Raw genomic sequence first — 17,377 nt, forward strand, 5'->3', positions numbered from 1 at the left:
TTCGGGCCTTCAAATCGTTACGACAGCGCCAATCCGGTGGGACTGACGGCAATCGTCAGGGAAAGATCGCCAGAGGCGGGGATCGCCGTGGTGGTGCGGAATGTCTTGCCGCTGACATCGCGGAACCCCGCGATGACGCCAAGGGTGGTCGCGCCCACCGGGACGGGGATATCAAGCGTGCCTGCACCACCCGGTGCCAAGGCCAGTTGATCGGCGCGCAGCAAGGTTCCGCCAAGGGCCGTTTCAGGGTCCTGCAGGGCCAGCACGTCGGCGGCATCAAACGCGTCCTGCGCGTTTAGCGAAAAGAACGAGAGCGTCAGTGGCCGGTCGCTGCCATCCGGGCCGGGATTGGCCCCGGTGGCCATGCTGGCGGAGACGCTGATGGTGCCCGGCCCTGCATCGCCACAGGCGGCGAGCGCTGCAGCACCTGTGCCGGAGAGAATGAAGTATCGCCGTGTCAGGATCATCGCCCTGTCTCCTCTTTGCCTTCATATGCGTCGCGAAAGTTTTCGCCCACCTCGCCAAGGAAGCGTTCTTCGGCAGCGCGCGCGATCTCTTGATAGCGCTCTTCATAGGCGCGCCAAAGCTGCGCGTTGCGCCCGCCTGCCAAGAGCGCTTCTAGCATGCCGCTGTCATCAAGCGTCTTTTCGATCTCGGTCGGGTCGAATTGGTCGATCATCCGCCGAAGAGCGGACTGCAGCGCCTTCCACGTGCGCACCTGATGATCGGCCAGATCGCGATAGGCGCCGTTGATCGCGGCGGGCCCGTCCAGATAGCCGGGGCGGTCGTTGTCGAGCATCGTTGTGATCGCATCATCGGCGGTGGCGACGAATTTCAGCGGATTGACATCCGCGCTTGAGATCAGAGTTTGCGCCACACGAACCTGTTGCTTTTCCGAGGCACGCGCGCGCAACAGATGCATCACGCCTTCGATCAGGTAGCGGTATTGGGTGCCGATCGCCTCCATCTGTGCCACCGGGTCGGCGGTTTGCATACGGTCTGCATCAATGCCCATGCCGCGAAGAAGGGCCGCGCGCAGCGCGTCATCCGCTGACACAGGTTGCTGCGCGGGCGGAGTCGCTGGTTCGGGTTCGGCGGTGATGGGCGGCGGTGTCGGCTCTGGCGGCGGCGCCTCCGGTTTTAGCGGCGCTGACAGCGGTGCGTCGAAGAACCGGTTGCCAGTGGGGGCAGGGGCTTCGGTCTCTCGCGTCGGCAGATCAAGGCCGAACGGGTCATCCATGTCGAGCGGCTTCGGCGGGGTCGTGTCCTGCCTTGCCGCCGCTTGGCTGGCAGTGCTTTCGGCAAATGGGTCAAATGGCGGGGGGAGCGTGTCGGGGCGCGGTGCGGCTTCGGCTGTCTCAGCGGATGCCGGGGCGAATGTGAAACTGCTGCTAAGTTTTTGGGGTGGTTCGGGCGTGGGTGTCGCCGATGCCATATCGACGCGAAACACAAAATCACCCATGCGCAGCCGCATCCCGTCCGTCAGCGCGATGGCATTTCCGGTGCCAACGGGCTGTTCGGCGCCATCCACAAAGGTGCCGCCCCGGCTGGTATCGGTTGCCATCAGCCGCCCGTCCGTCACCGCAATGACGCAGTGCTTGCGGCTGAGATACATATCCGGGTCGTCCAACTGCCAATCCGCGTCATCGCCCCGCCCGACAACAACGGAATTGCCGCCAATCGGATAGCTCATCCGCGCCTGCGGCCCCGGCGAGCTTTCGAGGATGAGTTGCGCGTCACTCATGCTGCTTCTCTTGGTTTTGTCATGTCCGCCAGCATCAGATCATCTGCATCCTTGTCGCGTCGTGGCGCAACCCAGGCAGTGGCACCCAGGCGGCAATCGCCAAGGCGTGCCGCCGGTATCTCAGCCGCTTTCAGCACAAGCCGAATCTGGAACGAGACCTCATGACCTGCCGCAAAAAGGATCGCATGGCGCAGCTTTTCGCGGGTGTCTGGATCGTCCAGAAGTGCGGTGAACTCCGTATGGGTCAGCGGGCCGAGCCGCAGCTCCGCCCGGTTCTGGCGCGAAAAGACGCGCGCGCCCGAAACCGCATCCGCGTTCAGCCCGCAATAGCTGTGGCCCAGCCGTGATTGCAGCGGGGCGGGGATCTCTTCCCAGTGGCCCACGAATTCCTGCAAGCTGACCGGCACGCCGACCGCATCTGCAAGGTAGCGCGTCAGCCGCTGTGGGTGATTGATATGCTGGGCCAGCGTTGTGGCATGGCGCAGCTTGGCATTGTCATGCGGCGCAGTGCCACCTGCCGCCATGCCAAGCCCGGCCAGCGCCCGCAGGATCGCAGCGCTCGGCCCGCCGCCCTTGTGGCTGACCTGAATTTCTGCCCGCGCATCGGCCCAGGCGCGCCAGTAAAGCGCGATCAGCCGGTGCTGCAGCACATCGGCAAAATCCTTAAAGGCGGTGTCAGAGGTCACCCCTTCCGCATCGCCCGCAAACCAGCGGTTTGACAGCCGCGCCATGACCCAGCGTGTCAGGTAAAGCGGCATGGGGCCTTCCGGGCCCAGCAGCCCCAGCACATTCACCGCCACTTTGGCCTGCGGATCGGTCCGCATATCCGCCACATCTGTCGTCGCAAAGGACAAGCGCACATGCTGGCCCAGCCGCGCCGGTTCTTCTTCGGCCCCGCCCTCACGCCCAAAGCGCCGCCCATCAAGCTCCTCGATGGTGCGCAGAAGCGCAAAGAAATCCGCCCGCCCCGCCTTTGCGGCCAGCATGGTCAGATCATCGTGCGATTGCCGAGCGTGAGCGGCCATACCACCTCCTCTTGTGATCCGGCAAGGCGGGTTTTGGTGCGCACCACCGCGTTGATCGCCGCTTGACGGCGCAATAGCTGCGCGAGCAACGCCGAGAGCAGCAATTGGCTATGCCCGCTCAGCACACCTTCGTCGATATCAAGCGTTATTTCAGTGCCATGGCCAAAGCAGATCGGCCCTTTGATGGGCAAGCGTTCGAAAAGAGGCCCTGAACTGACCGTGCGGAGGGCTTGTGCGTGCCTCACCAGCGTTGGGTCACCCCGATCTGCATAAAGTGCCAGAAGCGCGCGCAGCGGTGCGGCATCCGTCCCGGCCTCGGCTAGCGAGACGTGGTTGAGCGAGAGCTGACTGATCCAACGCCAGTTCAGCTCATCCCGCCGTGTCTCTTCTTGCCCAGCGGCCGGAAGCACCGCGGGCAGGCTGCTGCGCGGGCGCTTGATGGCCTGCAGCAAGGTGATCGCGCTAACCGGCGCCCCGGAATCGAGCGTTAGTTGCGGATTGTCATCTAGGATCGGCAAGTCGCGGTTCGTGCAAAGCGCGCGGATATCGAGCCTGCGGACCGCGCTGCCCGCCCGTTTTGAGCCGTCATGGCTAAGCGCGATGAACACATTGTCGCCCGCATAGCTCGTCCGCATCTGGCCGCGCCGGACCTCATCCGCGCTGGGGCGACGGGCCTGCCGTTCGATGCTGTAGGACAGCCGGTTTGCATGGCCCCCCTCAGCGGCAAAGATCGGTGGGATTTGCGCGCCGGGGCCGTCATTTTCGATATCCTCGACCCGGATCAGCCGGAACACTTCGTAATCCAGCGGACGCGTGCGGTCGGGGTGCACCGCATGAGAGGCGCGACCCGGATCCAGGTCAACAACGTTACACTCCCGCTCGAACAGGTTGACGATTGGTGTGACGAAAAGCTGGAAATCGGCGGGCGAAATATCCGCGATATCGGGTTGCACCTTGTCGAGCAGGATCAGGACGTCAACGTGATCCTTGGCACCGGGCACAACACGTTGCAGGTCGTGCAGGCGGATATAATGAAACCGCTCTGGCATCAGGAAGTATTCGCGGATCAGGCCGTAGCCCTGAAAGGCATCACGCACCTGTGGCAGCAGGGTTTCCGCATCGCGGATGCCGACCATGGTGCTGTCGCCCAGCGTCTCGAAATGGCTCTCATCGGCGCGGGACATCACGCCCATGCCGTGTCCGTGAAGCGCATCGAAAAGCTGCCCGCCACGTGCCTTGTGACCCAGATAAAGATCGAGCGTGTCGAGCTTCAAGGTGTTGAGCGCTGTAGGCCCCGCGCTTTTCAGCGTCAATCGGATGCCTGCGGCAGGCCTTGGCCCTGCGCCATCCCGAAAGCCCGCCGCCCGCAAGGCGCCGATATCCTGCAGATACTGGACCCCGGCAACCTCAATCGGCCAAAGCGCCACGTCCTGCGCGGTGGTATAGGTCGCGCGGGTGGTCAGACCGTCGCGCAAGCCAGAGATCATGCGTGTGCCGCGTGGCACGGTGTAGCCTTCCACCATGGCCTCGACCTGATCGCCGGGGGTCAGGGCTGCCATGGACATGGCTGGCGCGGGGGCGACCATATCGGGGTAGAGCGCATCGAGCAGATTGCGCACATGGCGGCTGCTTTCCGCATCAACCTTCAGCCGGGTGCGCGCGGCGAGATAGGCGACACCTTCCAAGAGCCGTTCGACATAGGGGTCCGGGCAGGGCGTGGTATCAAGCGAGAGGTTCGTCGCCACCGCCGGATGCAGTGCTGCAAATTCACTTGCCAGATCGCGAATATGCTCCAGCTCGCTCTCGTAATAATGCAGGAACGTGCGGTCCATTACGCATCTTCCAGCACGGTGGCGGCAGACCCGGTGTCCAGATCAATGGTCGTCGACAGTTTCAGCCGTTCGGGTGTGGGTGAGAGCATCAGTACGGCGTCAACCGTGACTTTCATGCCTGTCTTGTCGTTCAGGTCGATCTTGACCTTGATCGTGTTGGGTTTCAGACGCGGCTCATACGCGATCAAGACATCACGCAATTCGCGCGCCAGCGCGGTTTTGTCGAAGTCCGAGCCACTGCGGCCTGCAAAGGACGGCACCCCGTAATTGATCACACTTGCGCGGACATGCGGAAAATCGGCGAGCAGATCGGCAGGCGTTTCGATCATGCGCGCCTCCCGGTCTGTCATCATGGTCTGCGCTTCCATCCGTTCGATGTTGAACAGCGTTTCGATGTCGCGCCGCACAGCTTCGCGCAGAACATCGCGGGTCACGGCGATGCCGCTCGTCTGCAACCTGTTGCGGCGCTGCATATTGGCACGCAGAAGGTAAAGCAGGCGATTGGTGTCCTCGTCCGCCTCTTCAATAGTTGCGTTGCGCTTACTGTCATCAAGAAGGCCTGTAAGGGCATCATCGCCGCCAAGCTCTTTGGCAAGCTGGCGGCGCTGACTTTCGATTTCCGCCTCAAGACCGGGAAGATCATTCACCAGCCGGTCCCAAAGCGATGGTTGGATCGCCTCGCTTCGGGCCACTGGCATTACATCCGGTCCCGTGCGGCGGTTCATGATTTAGGCGCCAGCCACGATATCGAACTCGACCTCGTGCTCATCACCGGCTGAGTGGTCGTCCGCCTGAATCGTGTACTTCATATTGACTGATTCAAAAGACAGGGACAGCTTCTCGGTGACAACCTGATCGTTTTCATCGCTGCCGTCATTGACCATCTCGAACTTGGTCACCACGACGTTTTCCATGGTGATTATCAAGTAGTCGAGATGCGCTTCACCGGAATCCTTGCGCAGCGCCAGCGTTGCCGCAGGAATGGATTTGCCCTGCATACAGGCCAGCGCCAGGTAAACCGACGAGGCATCCGTTTCTTTGAAACATGTCAGGCTGTCGACCTGTGCCCGCGACTGTGTGCGGCCACTGCCACGCGCGGCCGAGCTCATTTGTTCGATGTTCCAATGCACACCATGGACATCGATTTCGTCTTCATGCTCGGCACGTTTTGATTCACCGGGAATGTCATCAATCTTAAGATAACCGGTAAGTGACATATCAATTTCCTTTTAATTGCGGGGTTTGGGGTGGCAAAGGCGCTGATCAGGAGCCCTTGACCGATGGTAATTCTGAGACGAGGCGCAACGACGCGTTGATCCCCTCAAGCTGATAATGCGGACGGAGGAAGAACCGGGCGTTGTAGTAGCCGGGGCGTCCTTCAACGCTGTCCACCTGCACCTCGGCCGCGGCCAGAGGGCGCTTTGCCTTGGCCTTGTCATCCGCCATGGCCGTATTGGCCAGCACGTAGCGGTTGATCCATTCCGAGAGCCACACCTGCATGTCGGCGCGTTCCTTGAACGTGCCCACCTTGTCGCGTGCAATGGCCTTGAGGTAATGCGCAAAGCGGCTGACGGGGAAAAGATAGGGCAGGTTGGCCGACAGGCGCTCATTCGCCTGCGCATCCGGATCAACCAGCCGCCCTGCGCGCGCCTCGTCATCCTGCAGGCTGTGCGCGCCAATAAACGCCGCTGTATCAGTGTTCTTGCGGTGCAGGATCGGCATCATGCCCAGCTTGGCCAGCTCCGCCTCGCGCCGGTCGTCGATGGCAATCTCAGTAGGGCATTTCATGGCGACCGAACCATCATCGGTGGGGAAAGTATGCACAGGCAGGTTCATGACCGTGCCACCGGATTCGACACCGCGTATCTGCGTACCCCAACCATAGAGCTTGTGGCTGCGGTTGATATTCACGCCCATGGCAAAGGCGGCATTCATCCAGACGTAGTGGTCGTGATTGCCATCGATTTCTTCTTCGAATGCAAACCCTTTGACGGGCACCGTCTCGGCCCCGTAAGGCAGGCGGCCCAGAACCCGTGGCATCGTCAGACCGATGTAGCGGGCATCCTCACTTTCGCGCAGCGATTGCCAGCTGGCGTAATCGGGGGATGAGACGATCTGTTCGAGGTCCTGCGGATTGGGCAGTTCCTGCCAGCTTTCCATGCGGAACAATTGCGGGGCGGCCGCTGCGATAAAGGGTGCATGTGCCGCCGCACAGATCCCCGATAGGTTGCGCAGCATCCCGACATCCTTCGGCTTATGCGAGAACTCATAGGCGCCGATAATGCAGCCAAAAGGCTCACCGCCGAACATCGAGTATTCGTCCGTATAGACCTTTTTGAACATGTCGGCCTGATCCCACATCTGGCCTTCGAAGTCTTCCAGATGGTCAGCCAACTCATCCTTGCTGACATTCAGCACACGGATCTTAAGCTTTTGATCGGTTTCGGTGTTGTTTACGAGGTAGTGCAGGCCGCGCCAGGTCCCTTCGATCTCGCGGACCTCAGGTGCATGGATCACCTCATTGACCTGCTCGGTCAGCATCGCATCAATCCCGGCGATCAGCGACTTGATCGACTTGACCGCATTGCCCGAGATTGAGGCAGAGCCGGAGCGTTCCTTGGCCGCGACGGCCAAGTTTTGCACCAGTGTCTGCAGCTTGTCGGATTCGCTTTCTTTGACGCGGAAATCCTTTTCCAGAAGCGATGAGAACTCGCCCAGATCAAGGGTTTCGGTTTCCTTGCCGGCTTCTTGGGCTTCGGTATCGGCCATGATCAACCCTCCCCTTCTTCATTGGCTTTCATCGCGGCTTCTGCCGCTTCGGCCAGTAGTGGTTCGTTGGACAAAAGCTGCGCGATGCGCTTTTCGGCATCGACCTTGCCATCCATGTAGCCCAGCAATTCTTCGAGCTGCTGGCGCATCTTCAGAAGTTCCGCCAAAGCCGGGACCTGTTCAGCGACTTTGTCGGGTGCGAAATCGGACATTGATTTGAATGTCAGATCCACGAACAACTCTTCCTCGGCGTCTTCGCCTTCCGCGCTGGGCAGCTTGTTGGGAACGCGGGCTTTCACGCGGGGCGACAGGGCTTCCATGAATTTGGGGAAGCGGCCCGCATCGGTTTCGACAAATTCACGCTCGCCCAGCGGCTTTTGCGCCTCGGGCGTTTCGGATTTGCCTGCAAGATCCGCCATGACCCCCATCACAAAGGGCAACTCGATGGTCGTGGGGCTTCCATAATGCTCAACGTCATAGGCGATCTGCACCCGTGGGGCCCGATTACGCTCAATGACCTTCTGTTTACTGTCTGCCATAATCCGTTTCTTTCCTGTTATTTGCCTTTGTCGTCTTGGACGCCAGCAGCGTTACGGAACTCTTTCATGCCGCTTGGTGCGACTTCAGACATCAGTTCCATGAAATCCATGTGAACCATCCGCTGGACCCGCCGTGCGAGATGCGGGATCGGGCTGGATGGTTCGGTACGTTCGTAAAAGGCGATGATCTTTCCAAGGGCACGTTCCACGTCGTCGCGCGAGTTGATATCTCCCGAGCTACTGCCCGAAGACGCAGCTTTCGGCGCACTTGCGGTCGTGTTCGTTTCCTGAGTGTTCTCAGGTACTTGCGGTTCGGCGGCGTCTGTCTTGACCATGCCGGTATCCATCATTGTCTTTGCGTTATTCAAAAACTCGGTCAGTTCCGGAAAACGGACGCCGCCGCCATTGCTGAGCCCGGCCTTCTCGGAAAAGCGGCTTTCCAAAGCCTCGACTGCGGCCAGCGCCTCGCCCACGTCTTTCTTGAGCGTCTCGGCAAGATCGGGTTGTTCTGCCGCAACAGCACGGCAGGCGGCGGTAACCCGATTCTTGTTAGCTTGATAAGCGCTGCGCAGCTTTTCACGCTCATCAGCGCTTAGCCCCGATGGCACACGATTCATCGCGTCAAACTCGCTAAGTGCGGCATCAAAGAGGTTTTGCCCGGTGATGATCCCCAGACCCGGCAAGGTCATGATCGGGTTCATTTCCAGATCGCCAAGCAGACCGTTATCGTCATTTTCGAGCTGTTTGAGGCTGTTGATACGTCTAAGTGCGGCCTCTTTTGGATCATCGCGTTCGCGCAGCACGGGATGCACGCTGTCCCAATGCGCCTCCAATGTCTCGTTGATCAGGGTTACCCCGGCAGTCAGGCCAGCAAGACCGTCCTGATTGGCAAGCGCGCGGACAACTATGACAAGCAGACGCAGGTCGCGCCCTTGCGTGGCAAGGTCGGCAGCGGCATCGAAGACGGCTGTCCAATCCACATCCGCCGTTGTTGGCGGGCCGTCATTGTCGGGCTGAATGCGGCTTTCGCGCGCAGCCGGATCAAGCATCCGCTCAATCGCATGAAACTCCGGCACATTCCTCAGGTCGATGCCCGATGGTGCTGCGGGATCAACCACATCTTGGAAGCTAGCCAGCTGTGTCATCATAGCTTAAGTGTTTTTCATCAATGAATTTTAGTTTCACACAACAAATTGATTCTGACAAACTTTTAACATCTTTGAGCCATTATTGCCGTCCGTCAACAATGGCGGAGGCATAGCCGATCACCTTGTCCGCATCTTGCGCAAATATCTCGTCCAGCGCCTGCACAACTGCGGCGGGGCTTTCCTCGCGGGGGCGGCGCCCGTCAAAGAGTGGTCCACGTGAAAGGATGACAAAGAGTTCGCTTTTGCCAAGGTTATCTGCATTGACTCGCGTTGCGAGTTGTCGACGGTCTTCATTGAATTCTTCGATCGTGAACAATACGCGTACACGATGGATGCCGTCTTGGAGTTCTGATCGCTCAGCAATCAGTACGCGATCATCCAAGGCATGCGGTATGACGCTAAAAACTTTTTCGTCTGGATCTACAAAGAAGGCCCATGTTGCACCGTCGCCATATTCTTCGGGTACGAGAAAGTCCACCACCGGGTTCTGCCCAACCCGGAAGACGCCCGACAGATTGCGCTCGCCGGTATCGCCTTCTGAAAGCGCCAGCGTGCCGACATCGTTCGCCACGTCGGCAAGCCTTTGGCGGACCATACAGTGTCCGAGCGCAAGCGTTTGGATGATCACCGTAACCGGACGGTCGCCGACCAGCGGTTTGAGTTGTTCCGTAATCTTCGGCCGTACCTCCTCATCCGAGACATATCCCGTGATCCTCACCGGCTCACGCAGGCCAAATTGCCCTGCGGTGTCGCCCTCAACGTTCAGTGGTCCGCAATCCTGCACAGTGCTTAAAGCCTCCGCGATGGCGGCTCTTGAAAGCACCAGCGGACCGGCCTCGAGATCGGTGTTGAGTTGCCAGTCATAAGTGGTGGCGAACGTGTCGATGTTGGCTATTACCGCGGCGCGGGTGGTCACATCTGGCGCAAAGCCGGACAGCGTTGCTGTGCGGTCGCTGATTGACAATTGCGTGGTCTCGAGGACGCTGGTGTGATCCATCAGGATCTGCGCCTCGCCCATCCATTCGCCTTCTGGAAGGCCCGTGGCCAGAACGAACTCACCGGTTGGCATCGCGCCGAAACTGTTGGTGATCGCATTACGAAACGCCTCTACGGCAGCTTCATCCGGCGCATTGCCAGTCAGGACCGGGGGGGTGCCATCGGCACTGACAAGCTCCAGCCTATAGGGGTCAGCAACGGGCAGGGGGGGCGTCAGCAATTCATCAAAGAGACCGCCAAGCCAGACGAGTGCGGCAGCGGCCACGACAGCCACACCGCCCAACAGCGCCCAGGGTGGCTTACGACGGGTTTTCCTGTCGCGCTTCTCAACCGGTTCGCTTGCCGGACGCAGCACTGCATCGATCTGCGCGACAAGCTCGGCTGCATTCTCTGGGCGGTTAAGCGGGTCAGGTGCGGTCAGTCGCTCGACAATTCCGCGCAGCATGTCCGGCACGCCATCTGTGTCGAGAGCGGCCTGCTTGCGGCGAATGATCTCTCCCGGCGTGGCACCGCGAAACGGCGTTTCCCCCCGCCACGCGGCAAGGAGCGTTGCCCCTAAGGCGTAAAGATCGGATTGCGGGCTGACCTGCCCGTCAAGCTGTTCGGGTGCGGAATACTCGTACTTCCCCGCAAAGTCCGATCCGACAATCGTGCGGGCGCCAACAGCCGTATCCTTGGCGATGCCGAAGTCGATGATCGTCGCCCTTGCCGGATCCCCTTGACGCAGGATGATATTGTCGGGCGACAGGTCGCGGTGGATGATCCCCTTTGCGTGGGTCGCGACGAGCCCTTCGGCAACGCGATGACCAACAATGAGCAATTCGCGCTCATCCATCCGGCGGCGGGTCATGACGTCGCTCAGCGGCGTGCCCTCGACGTAATCCATGACAAGAAACACATGACCGTCATCAGAAAGCGAGCATTCGGTGTAACGCACGACGGCATCATGCTGGATCGCGCGCATTTCTTCTTCGCGCTTCATCAGCTCGATATAGTCGGCATTGCCCGAAAACTGCCGATTGAGCGCTTTGATCGCGACAAGACGTTCGGTAATCCTGTTGCGCGCGCGATAAACCTCGCCGGTTCCGCCGCGCCCGAGAATCTTGTCGATCTCATAGGTGTTGTTGAGCACCTGTCCGACTTTGAAAATATCACCGGGCAGCGGATGCGTCATTGCGTTCTTCCAAGAAACAAGAGCTTACGAAAATCAAATGTCGCTTTCAGTTCGGTGCGAGGATAGGCTACCTTTCGTTAGGGTGCGACACATTTCTGCCAAACTGTTGCCCCAAGACTTAATTTCGAGATGGGGGGCGACGGCATTGGCCCAAACTGGATCTTCTGAAACTGTGAAGCGCAAAGAGCTGGTTGGAAAGCTCAACCCGCTTTGTCTGAAGGCCTTCTCTGCAGCGGCTGCGGCGGCCAAGGCACGCGGCAATCCCTATGTGGAGCTGGTGCATTTCATCCGTGCACTGATGGATGAAGACGGGTCAGATTTCGCTCTGTTGTTGCGCGCGGCGGCGGTGGACGAAAGCACGCTTACCGCGGATGTCACCCGCGCGCTTGATGCGCTTCCGCGCGGGGCAAGCGCGGTTGAGGAGTTTTCCGACCATCTGTTTCATGCCATCCGCGATGGATGGAATATGGGCCAGCTTGATTTCGGGGATGAGACGGTGCGGTCCGCCTATCTGCTGCTCGCCATGCGACAGACGCCGGTGCTGGAATCGCTGCTGTTTCGGATCTCGACCGAGTTCGACAAGGTGGATGTGGCAGGCATGTCCGGCCAGTTAGACGAGCTTCTGGCTGATTCGATTGAAGGGCAGACAACGGCACCGGCTGCTCCCAAGGCTGCACCGGGCGGGCAATCCGCGCTTGACCTTTATGCCAGCAACATGACGGCTGCGGCGAGTGACGGGAAGATGGACCCGGTTGTGGGGCGCGATCCTGAAATCCGGCAGATCGTTGATATCCTGATGCGCCGTCGGCAGAATAACCCGATCCTGACCGGCGAGGCGGGGGTCGGTAAGACTGCGGTGGTCGAAGGTTTTGCGCAGCGCCTTGTGCGCGGTGATGTGCCGCCGCAACTCCGCAATGTCGCCCTGCATATGCTGGATGTCAGTCTGATGCAGGCGGGCGCCTCCATGAAGGGCGAGTTCGAAAAGCGTCTGAAATCGGTGATTGATGAGGTGCAGGCCTCGCCCACGCCGATCATCCTTTTCATCGATGAGGCGCACACGCTGATCGGGGCGGGCGGTGCGGCTGGCACAGGCGATGCCGCCAACATCCTTAAGCCCGCCTTGGCGCGTGGGGAGTTGCGGACGATCGCGGCCACGACCTGGGACGAATACAAGCAGCACATCGAAAAAGACCCCGCCCTGACCCGACGTTTTCAGGTGGTCAAGGTCGAAGAGCCCAGCGTTGAAAACGCGATCCGCATGTGCCGGGGCGTGGCAGGCGTTTTAGAAAAGCATCATCAGGTGGAGATACTGGATGAGGCGATTGCGGCATCGGTCGAACTCTCCCATCGCTATATCCCGTCCCGCCAGTTGCCCGACAAGGCGATCAGCCTGCTCGATACCGCTTGCGCCCGTGTCGCGATTTCGCAGCACGCGACGCCGGGTGCCGTGGAGGATCTGGAAAGGCGCGCCACTGCGTTGGAACTCGAATTGACTATTGCGGAGCGCGAGGCGGGGATTGGCATCGACACGGCCCAGCGTATCGAAAGCATCACCGCCGAGTTGGAAGAGACGAAGTCCCAACTAGAAGGGGAAAACGAGCGTTGGGATGCGGAAAAAGCGCTGGTCGCTGATATCATCGCCCTGCGTGCAAAGCTGCGCGAAAGCGGCGCGCCGATTGAAGGCGAGGATGAGGCGGAAGCCGATACACCTGCGCTCGACCCCGCTGACCGGGCTGCCGTGATGGATGACCTGCAAGCCAAGATGGCAGAATTGACCGAAGCGCAAGGCGAGAAACCTCTGATACTTCCGTCGGTCGACACCGCTGCCGTCACATCCGTTGTGCAGGATTGGACCGGCATCCCCACGGGCCGCATGATGGCCAGCCAGGCCGAACGCGCGTTGGAACTGGTTGAGACGATCCGCGCCCGCGTCACAGGCCAAGACCATGCAGCCGAGATGATCGCGTCACGTATCCAAACCTCTTACGCGGGGCTATCAGCACCCGAAAAACCCATGGGCGTTTTCATGCTTTGCGGACCCTCCGGCGTGGGCAAGACGGAAACGGCGCTGGCGCTTGCCGACATGCTTTATGGCGGCGAACAGAACCTGATCTCCATCAATATGAGTGAGTTTCAGGAGGCGCATACCGTCTCCACCCTGAAAGGCGCGCCGCCCGGCTATGTCGGCTACGGCAAGGGCGGTATCCTGACCGAGGCTGTGCGGCGGCGGCCCTATTCTGTCGTGCTGCTTGATGAGGTCGAAAAGGCCCACCCGGATGTGCACGAGATCTTCTTTCAGGTCTTCGACAAAGGCATGATGGATGACAGCGAAGGGCGGCGGATTGATTTCAAGAACACGCTGATCCTGCTGACGTCCAATGCTGGCTCGGATGAGATCATGGCAATGACCGAGGATGGAAAGGTCAAACCCGATCTTGACGAACTGACTGCGGCGTTGCGCGCGCCACTCCTGAAGGTCTTCCCAGCGGCCTTGCTGGGGCGGCTTGTCACCATTCCCTATTATCCGCTTTCTGACCAGATGATTGAGGTGATCGCCGGTCACAAGCTGCGCGCCATCGCGGGGCGTCTGGCCAAGCAGTACGAGGCCGAGCTTGTCATCGGCGACGGCGTGCATGACCTGATCAAGGCGCGCTGCACCGAGATCGAAAGCGGTGGGCGGATGATCGATGCTATATTGACCAACACGCTTTTGCCGGAACTCAGCCGTGCGCTTTTGAACAAGACACTAGATGGCACCACGCTGACAAAGGTTGAGGTGACGGGCGACAGCAACGGTTTTGCCTATCATTTCGAATAGGACCTAGGGGGTTTATGCAAACCTATAATCAAACGCGCTTTGTCTACCAGCACACGATGGGCATGGACCCGGCGGGTCGCGAATACCTCTCGCTCGTCGTGCGCGGCACGTTTGATTTCCCCGACGATCCCGGCACGGAGCCACAGCCCAGCAAAGAGCAGCGTCCGTTGGTGATGGCCGATGAGCATACGGGCGAGCCGGGCCATTCCGCGACATTGTGGGAAACCGATTTCGCCTTTCGCAAACCCCATGCAGAGGTGATTGCCCAAGGTGCCGCCTATGCCCCGCAAGGCAAACCAGCGGAACGCGTGCGGGTCGGGATCAAAGTGGGCGACTGGCTGAAGCAGTTTGACGTGCTCGGCTATCGCGAATGGCGCAATGCCGGGGTGGCGATTGTGCCAACGCAAGCAGTGCCTTTCACGCGCGCGCCCTTCACTTATGATACGGCCTTTGGCGGGCCTGACCGGCTCAACCCCGACAACCCGCAACCGGATGTCTATATGCCCAACCCGGTCGGGCGCGGCTTTGCAACGCCACGCAATCAGGACCGGATCAATGGTCTGGCACTGCCAAACACGCAGGCCGTTGGACAGGACATCCGCTCTCCCTACGAAGACTACGCGCCTATGGCCCTTGGCCCGGTCAGCCGGGCCTGGCCCGACCGCATCAAATATGGCGGGACCTACGACGACAATTGGGTCGACAATATCTTTCCCTTCCTTCCGCCGGATTTTGACGAGCGTTACTATCAATCCACCCCGCCCGATCAATGGATCGCCGCGCCGCGCACCGGGACCGAGGTGACGATTGCGAATATGACGCCAAATGGCATCGAACGGTTCCGCTTGCCCGAGACGGCCTTGCCGCTCACCATTTTCCGGGGGCGGGATAAGTGCTTTGATCAAGCCGTGACGGCCGATACGCTGATCTTTGATTGCGAGGCGCGGGTGTTCTCGCTGGTCTGGCGGGCAGAGGTGCGGATCCATCGTCATATGACTGAGTTCACCGAATGCTGGGTTGGCCCACCGACTGATGCGATGCTGCGCGCGATTGCGGCTGGACGCGGATACATCCGCGCGGCAGGTGTCGCGGTGCCCGAGGATGAAGACGTATGAGCGCGACGCTCGATATCGTGGCGGCGGGTATGGCCACAGCGGTGGGCCTCGACCGGGCGTCATCCTGTGCGGCAATGCGCGGGCGGCTGGATGGGTTTCAGGAGACACGATTTGTTGCGGGGTCCGGTGAATGGCAAATCGGCGCACCAGTCCCATTGCCGCGCAATTGGATCGGGGCAAAACGGCTGGCCCATCTGGTCGCGGGCGCGATTGTCGAGGTATTGCGCGCGGCACCAGAGGCCGCTGAAGATGCCGCGTTGATCCTCTGTCTGGCCGAGGAGGATCGCCCTGGCAGGCTGCCCCATGATGGCCCCGCCTTTGCCGAAATGGTGGCCGAGATTGTCGAGGCGCGCAGCAGAGAGCGGACGGTTCTTGTGGCCCATGGTCGCCCTGCCGGTTTCGCTGCCCTGGATCGTGCCCGCAAGATGCTTGCCGAAGGGGCGGCGCGCTATGTCATGATCGCGGGCGTGGACAGCTATTTGACCGGTCCCGCGATTGCACACTATCTGGGCCAAGACCGGCTGCTGGGACCAGACAACCCCAATGGATTTGTCCCGGGCGAAGCGGCGGCAGCAGTGTTGTGTACGGCGGAACCTGTGGGCCGCCTGGTCCTGACCGGATTGGGCCTGTCACGCGAAGAGGCGCATATCTACAATGGGTTGGACGAAGACGGACTCGACCTGCCCCTGCGCGGCGACGGCATGACAGCGGCATATAAAGCCGCGATGGACAGCGCTGGCGTCGTCCTGTCGGATGTCGAATACCGCATCGCGGATCTGACTGGCGAACAGTATTTCTTCAAGCAAACAGCACTCGCGAGCCTGCGCCTGGAGCGCGGCCGCAAGGAGTTCCAGGACCTTTGGAGCCCAGGCGAGTCGCTTGGCAATATCGGCGCCGCAACCGTGCCGGTTATGATCGGTATGGCGCTGAGCGCCGCAGAAAAAGGCTACACACCCGGCAGCCCGGTCCTGATCGAGGCATCATCGGATGCAGGCGCCTGCGGTGCCGCGGTCTTTCACACACGCGAAGCTTCGTAGATGAGTGTTTTCGCCAACGGTTTGGAGGTTTCGGGCAAAGCGATTGATGCCAAAACCATCGCAGCGACGCCAGACACCAGCGTTACCCCGCCCGTGGCAACCTTCCATACGCCAGTGGCGTGCCCATCCCCTATCCCAGCTTCGGCACGGCTGGCGGCACGGACAAGGGGACCGGAACAGTTCTGATCGGCGGGAAGACGGTCAATATCAAGAACAACAGTCGTCTGACAAAAAAACGTCCCGGATTGAGGCAGAAAGTGCCGCGAAAAAGGGAATTGTGACATCAAAGAATACCGGGAAATTGCAATTCAACACCCGGTCAAATGAGGTGAAATTCTATGGCGAGTCGGCTACCGGAATACCGATATGGCAACGAACAATGATGTATCGCCGGTAGGGAATACATCGCCATGGGTGCATATTGCCGAACTTTCCAAGGCAGATGACGATTGCGAGAAAGTCTACCAATAGCGTGAAGGACACCCCGATGGGAAAAGCCTACGCAATTGCCCAAAAACACGCAAGCAATCCAAGCATATCGCGCGTGCATCAGCATTGATGCATACCTGTAAGTCAAGTAAGGCTTGTACGAATTTCTATAACCACGATCAGAAAATGGCTCCTTGCATCTGCATGGAGGCCAAAATCATGAAAAAAGGAAGAAAGAACCTTCGATCAAGGTTATGCCACACCACAACAAAGCCAAGAAGGTAGATAACTTTTGGGACGCAGAACACGTACGCTGCAAGTCGGGTTCAAGAGTAAGGTCTGCACAGAAGCGCAAGGCACCGACAGCTGAGGCGCTGGCAAAGAAATCCGCCGATGCCAAGGTCGAAGAGTACTCAAAAAAAGAGTAAGGCAAAGAAGAAAACAAAAAACAGAAATAGGTGTCCGAATGCCCGGAGCTGATTAACCTGACCTAAGTGGCCGGTGTGACCAAGAATGACACGCCTGCGCAAGCACGTAAGAAGCAAATGGAGACGATTAGAGGTTTTTTCGGCGAACGACTATTTGTGCAAAGTAACGAGCGCTTGGTCATCTTTCATTAATGAGGTTTCATATATCTCGATATGAAAAGTGACGAAGCGGATCAGCGGGCATCGCCGCTGTTGCGTACTGATTTGACCCAAGAGGCCCCGGTCGTCACGACAATTCAGCCAATCGATTTTGACACTCTTAA

The 17,377-nt window shown here is 59.7% G+C and carries 13 protein-coding genes; 3 read left to right on the forward strand and 10 right to left on the reverse strand.

Going from position 1 to position 17,377, the window contains the following annotated elements; translation table 11 throughout:
• Positions 1-17 precede the first annotated feature (17 nt).
• The 10 genes from tssJ to SLH49_RS01310 all read right to left on the reverse strand — a co-directional run bounded on the left by tssJ (position 18) and on the right by SLH49_RS01310 (position 11,227).
• Positions 18-467: a type VI secretion system lipoprotein TssJ gene (tssJ, locus tag SLH49_RS01265; protein WP_320267362.1), complete on the reverse strand. Its 450-nt coding sequence runs from the start codon at positions 465-467 to the stop codon at positions 18-20.
• Positions 464-1,744, reverse strand: coding sequence for a type VI secretion system-associated FHA domain protein TagH (gene tagH / locus SLH49_RS01270; protein ID WP_320267363.1), 1,281 nt, complete (start codon positions 1,742-1,744; stop codon positions 464-466). Before tagH ends, tssJ begins: the two co-directional genes overlap by 4 nt.
• The gene (tssG, locus tag SLH49_RS01275; RefSeq protein ID WP_320267364.1) at positions 1,741-2,769 is read right to left on the reverse strand and encodes a type VI secretion system baseplate subunit TssG; all 1,029 of its coding nucleotides are present in this window, start codon (positions 2,767-2,769) and stop codon (positions 1,741-1,743) included. The genes tagH and tssG overlap by 4 nt, the downstream gene beginning before the upstream one ends.
• On the reverse strand, positions 2,733-4,601 hold the full coding sequence (gene tssF / locus SLH49_RS01280) for a type VI secretion system baseplate subunit TssF (RefSeq protein ID WP_320267365.1): 1,869 nt from the start codon (positions 4,599-4,601) through the stop codon (positions 2,733-2,735). The genes tssG and tssF overlap by 37 nt, the downstream gene beginning before the upstream one ends.
• Positions 4,601-5,326 carry a type VI secretion system baseplate subunit TssE gene (tssE, locus tag SLH49_RS01285; protein WP_320267366.1) on the reverse strand — a complete coding sequence of 242 codons (726 nt, stop codon included), beginning with the start codon at positions 5,324-5,326 and terminating at the stop codon, positions 4,601-4,603. The genes tssF and tssE overlap by 1 nt, the downstream gene beginning before the upstream one ends.
• Positions 5,327-5,329: 3 nt before the next feature.
• Complete coding sequence (locus tag SLH49_RS01290; RefSeq protein ID WP_320267367.1) at positions 5,330-5,818, reverse strand: type VI secretion system tube protein Hcp; 489 nt, start codon at positions 5,816-5,818, stop codon at positions 5,330-5,332.
• 46 nt (positions 5,819-5,864) lie between these two features.
• Positions 5,865-7,370 (reverse strand): type VI secretion system contractile sheath large subunit, encoded by a 1,506-nt coding sequence (gene tssC, locus SLH49_RS01295; protein ID WP_320267368.1) that lies wholly within the window; start codon positions 7,368-7,370, stop codon positions 5,865-5,867.
• 2 nt (positions 7,371-7,372) lie between these two features.
• Complete coding sequence (tssB, locus tag SLH49_RS01300) at positions 7,373-7,909, reverse strand: type VI secretion system contractile sheath small subunit (protein WP_320267369.1); 537 nt, start codon at positions 7,907-7,909, stop codon at positions 7,373-7,375.
• A gap of 17 nt (positions 7,910-7,926) precedes the next feature.
• Positions 7,927-9,057 (reverse strand): type VI secretion system protein TssA, encoded by a 1,131-nt coding sequence (gene tssA, locus SLH49_RS01305; protein ID WP_320267370.1) that lies wholly within the window; start codon positions 9,055-9,057, stop codon positions 7,927-7,929.
• 79 nt (positions 9,058-9,136) lie between these two features.
• Entirely contained in the window at positions 9,137-11,227 is a 2,091-nt protein-coding gene (locus SLH49_RS01310; protein WP_320267371.1) for a serine/threonine-protein kinase, read from the reverse strand.
• A 172-nt stretch (positions 11,228-11,399) separates the two neighbouring features.
• On the opposite strand from SLH49_RS01310, the gene tssH reads away from it, so the two are divergent.
• The 3 genes from tssH to SLH49_RS01325 are packed head-to-tail and all read left to right on the forward strand — an operon-like array spanning position 11,400 to position 16,197.
• Positions 11,400-14,045, forward strand: coding sequence for a type VI secretion system ATPase TssH (tssH, locus tag SLH49_RS01315; protein ID WP_320267372.1), 2,646 nt, complete (start codon positions 11,400-11,402; stop codon positions 14,043-14,045).
• A 14-nt stretch (positions 14,046-14,059) separates the two neighbouring features.
• A complete protein-coding gene (locus SLH49_RS01320; RefSeq protein ID WP_320267373.1) occupies positions 14,060-15,160 on the forward strand; it encodes a DUF2169 domain-containing protein in 1,101 nt (366 codons plus the stop codon).
• Positions 15,157-16,197, forward strand: a complete 1,041-nt coding sequence (locus SLH49_RS01325) for a 3-oxoacyl-ACP synthase (RefSeq protein WP_320267374.1) — start codon at positions 15,157-15,159, stop codon at positions 16,195-16,197. Before SLH49_RS01320 ends, SLH49_RS01325 begins: the two co-directional genes overlap by 4 nt.
• The last annotated feature ends 1,180 nt before the right edge of the window (positions 16,198-17,377 follow it).

The organism is Cognatiyoonia sp. IB215446 (genome assembly GCF_033963825.1).
Lineage (GTDB): Bacteria > Pseudomonadota > Alphaproteobacteria > Rhodobacterales > Rhodobacteraceae > Yoonia.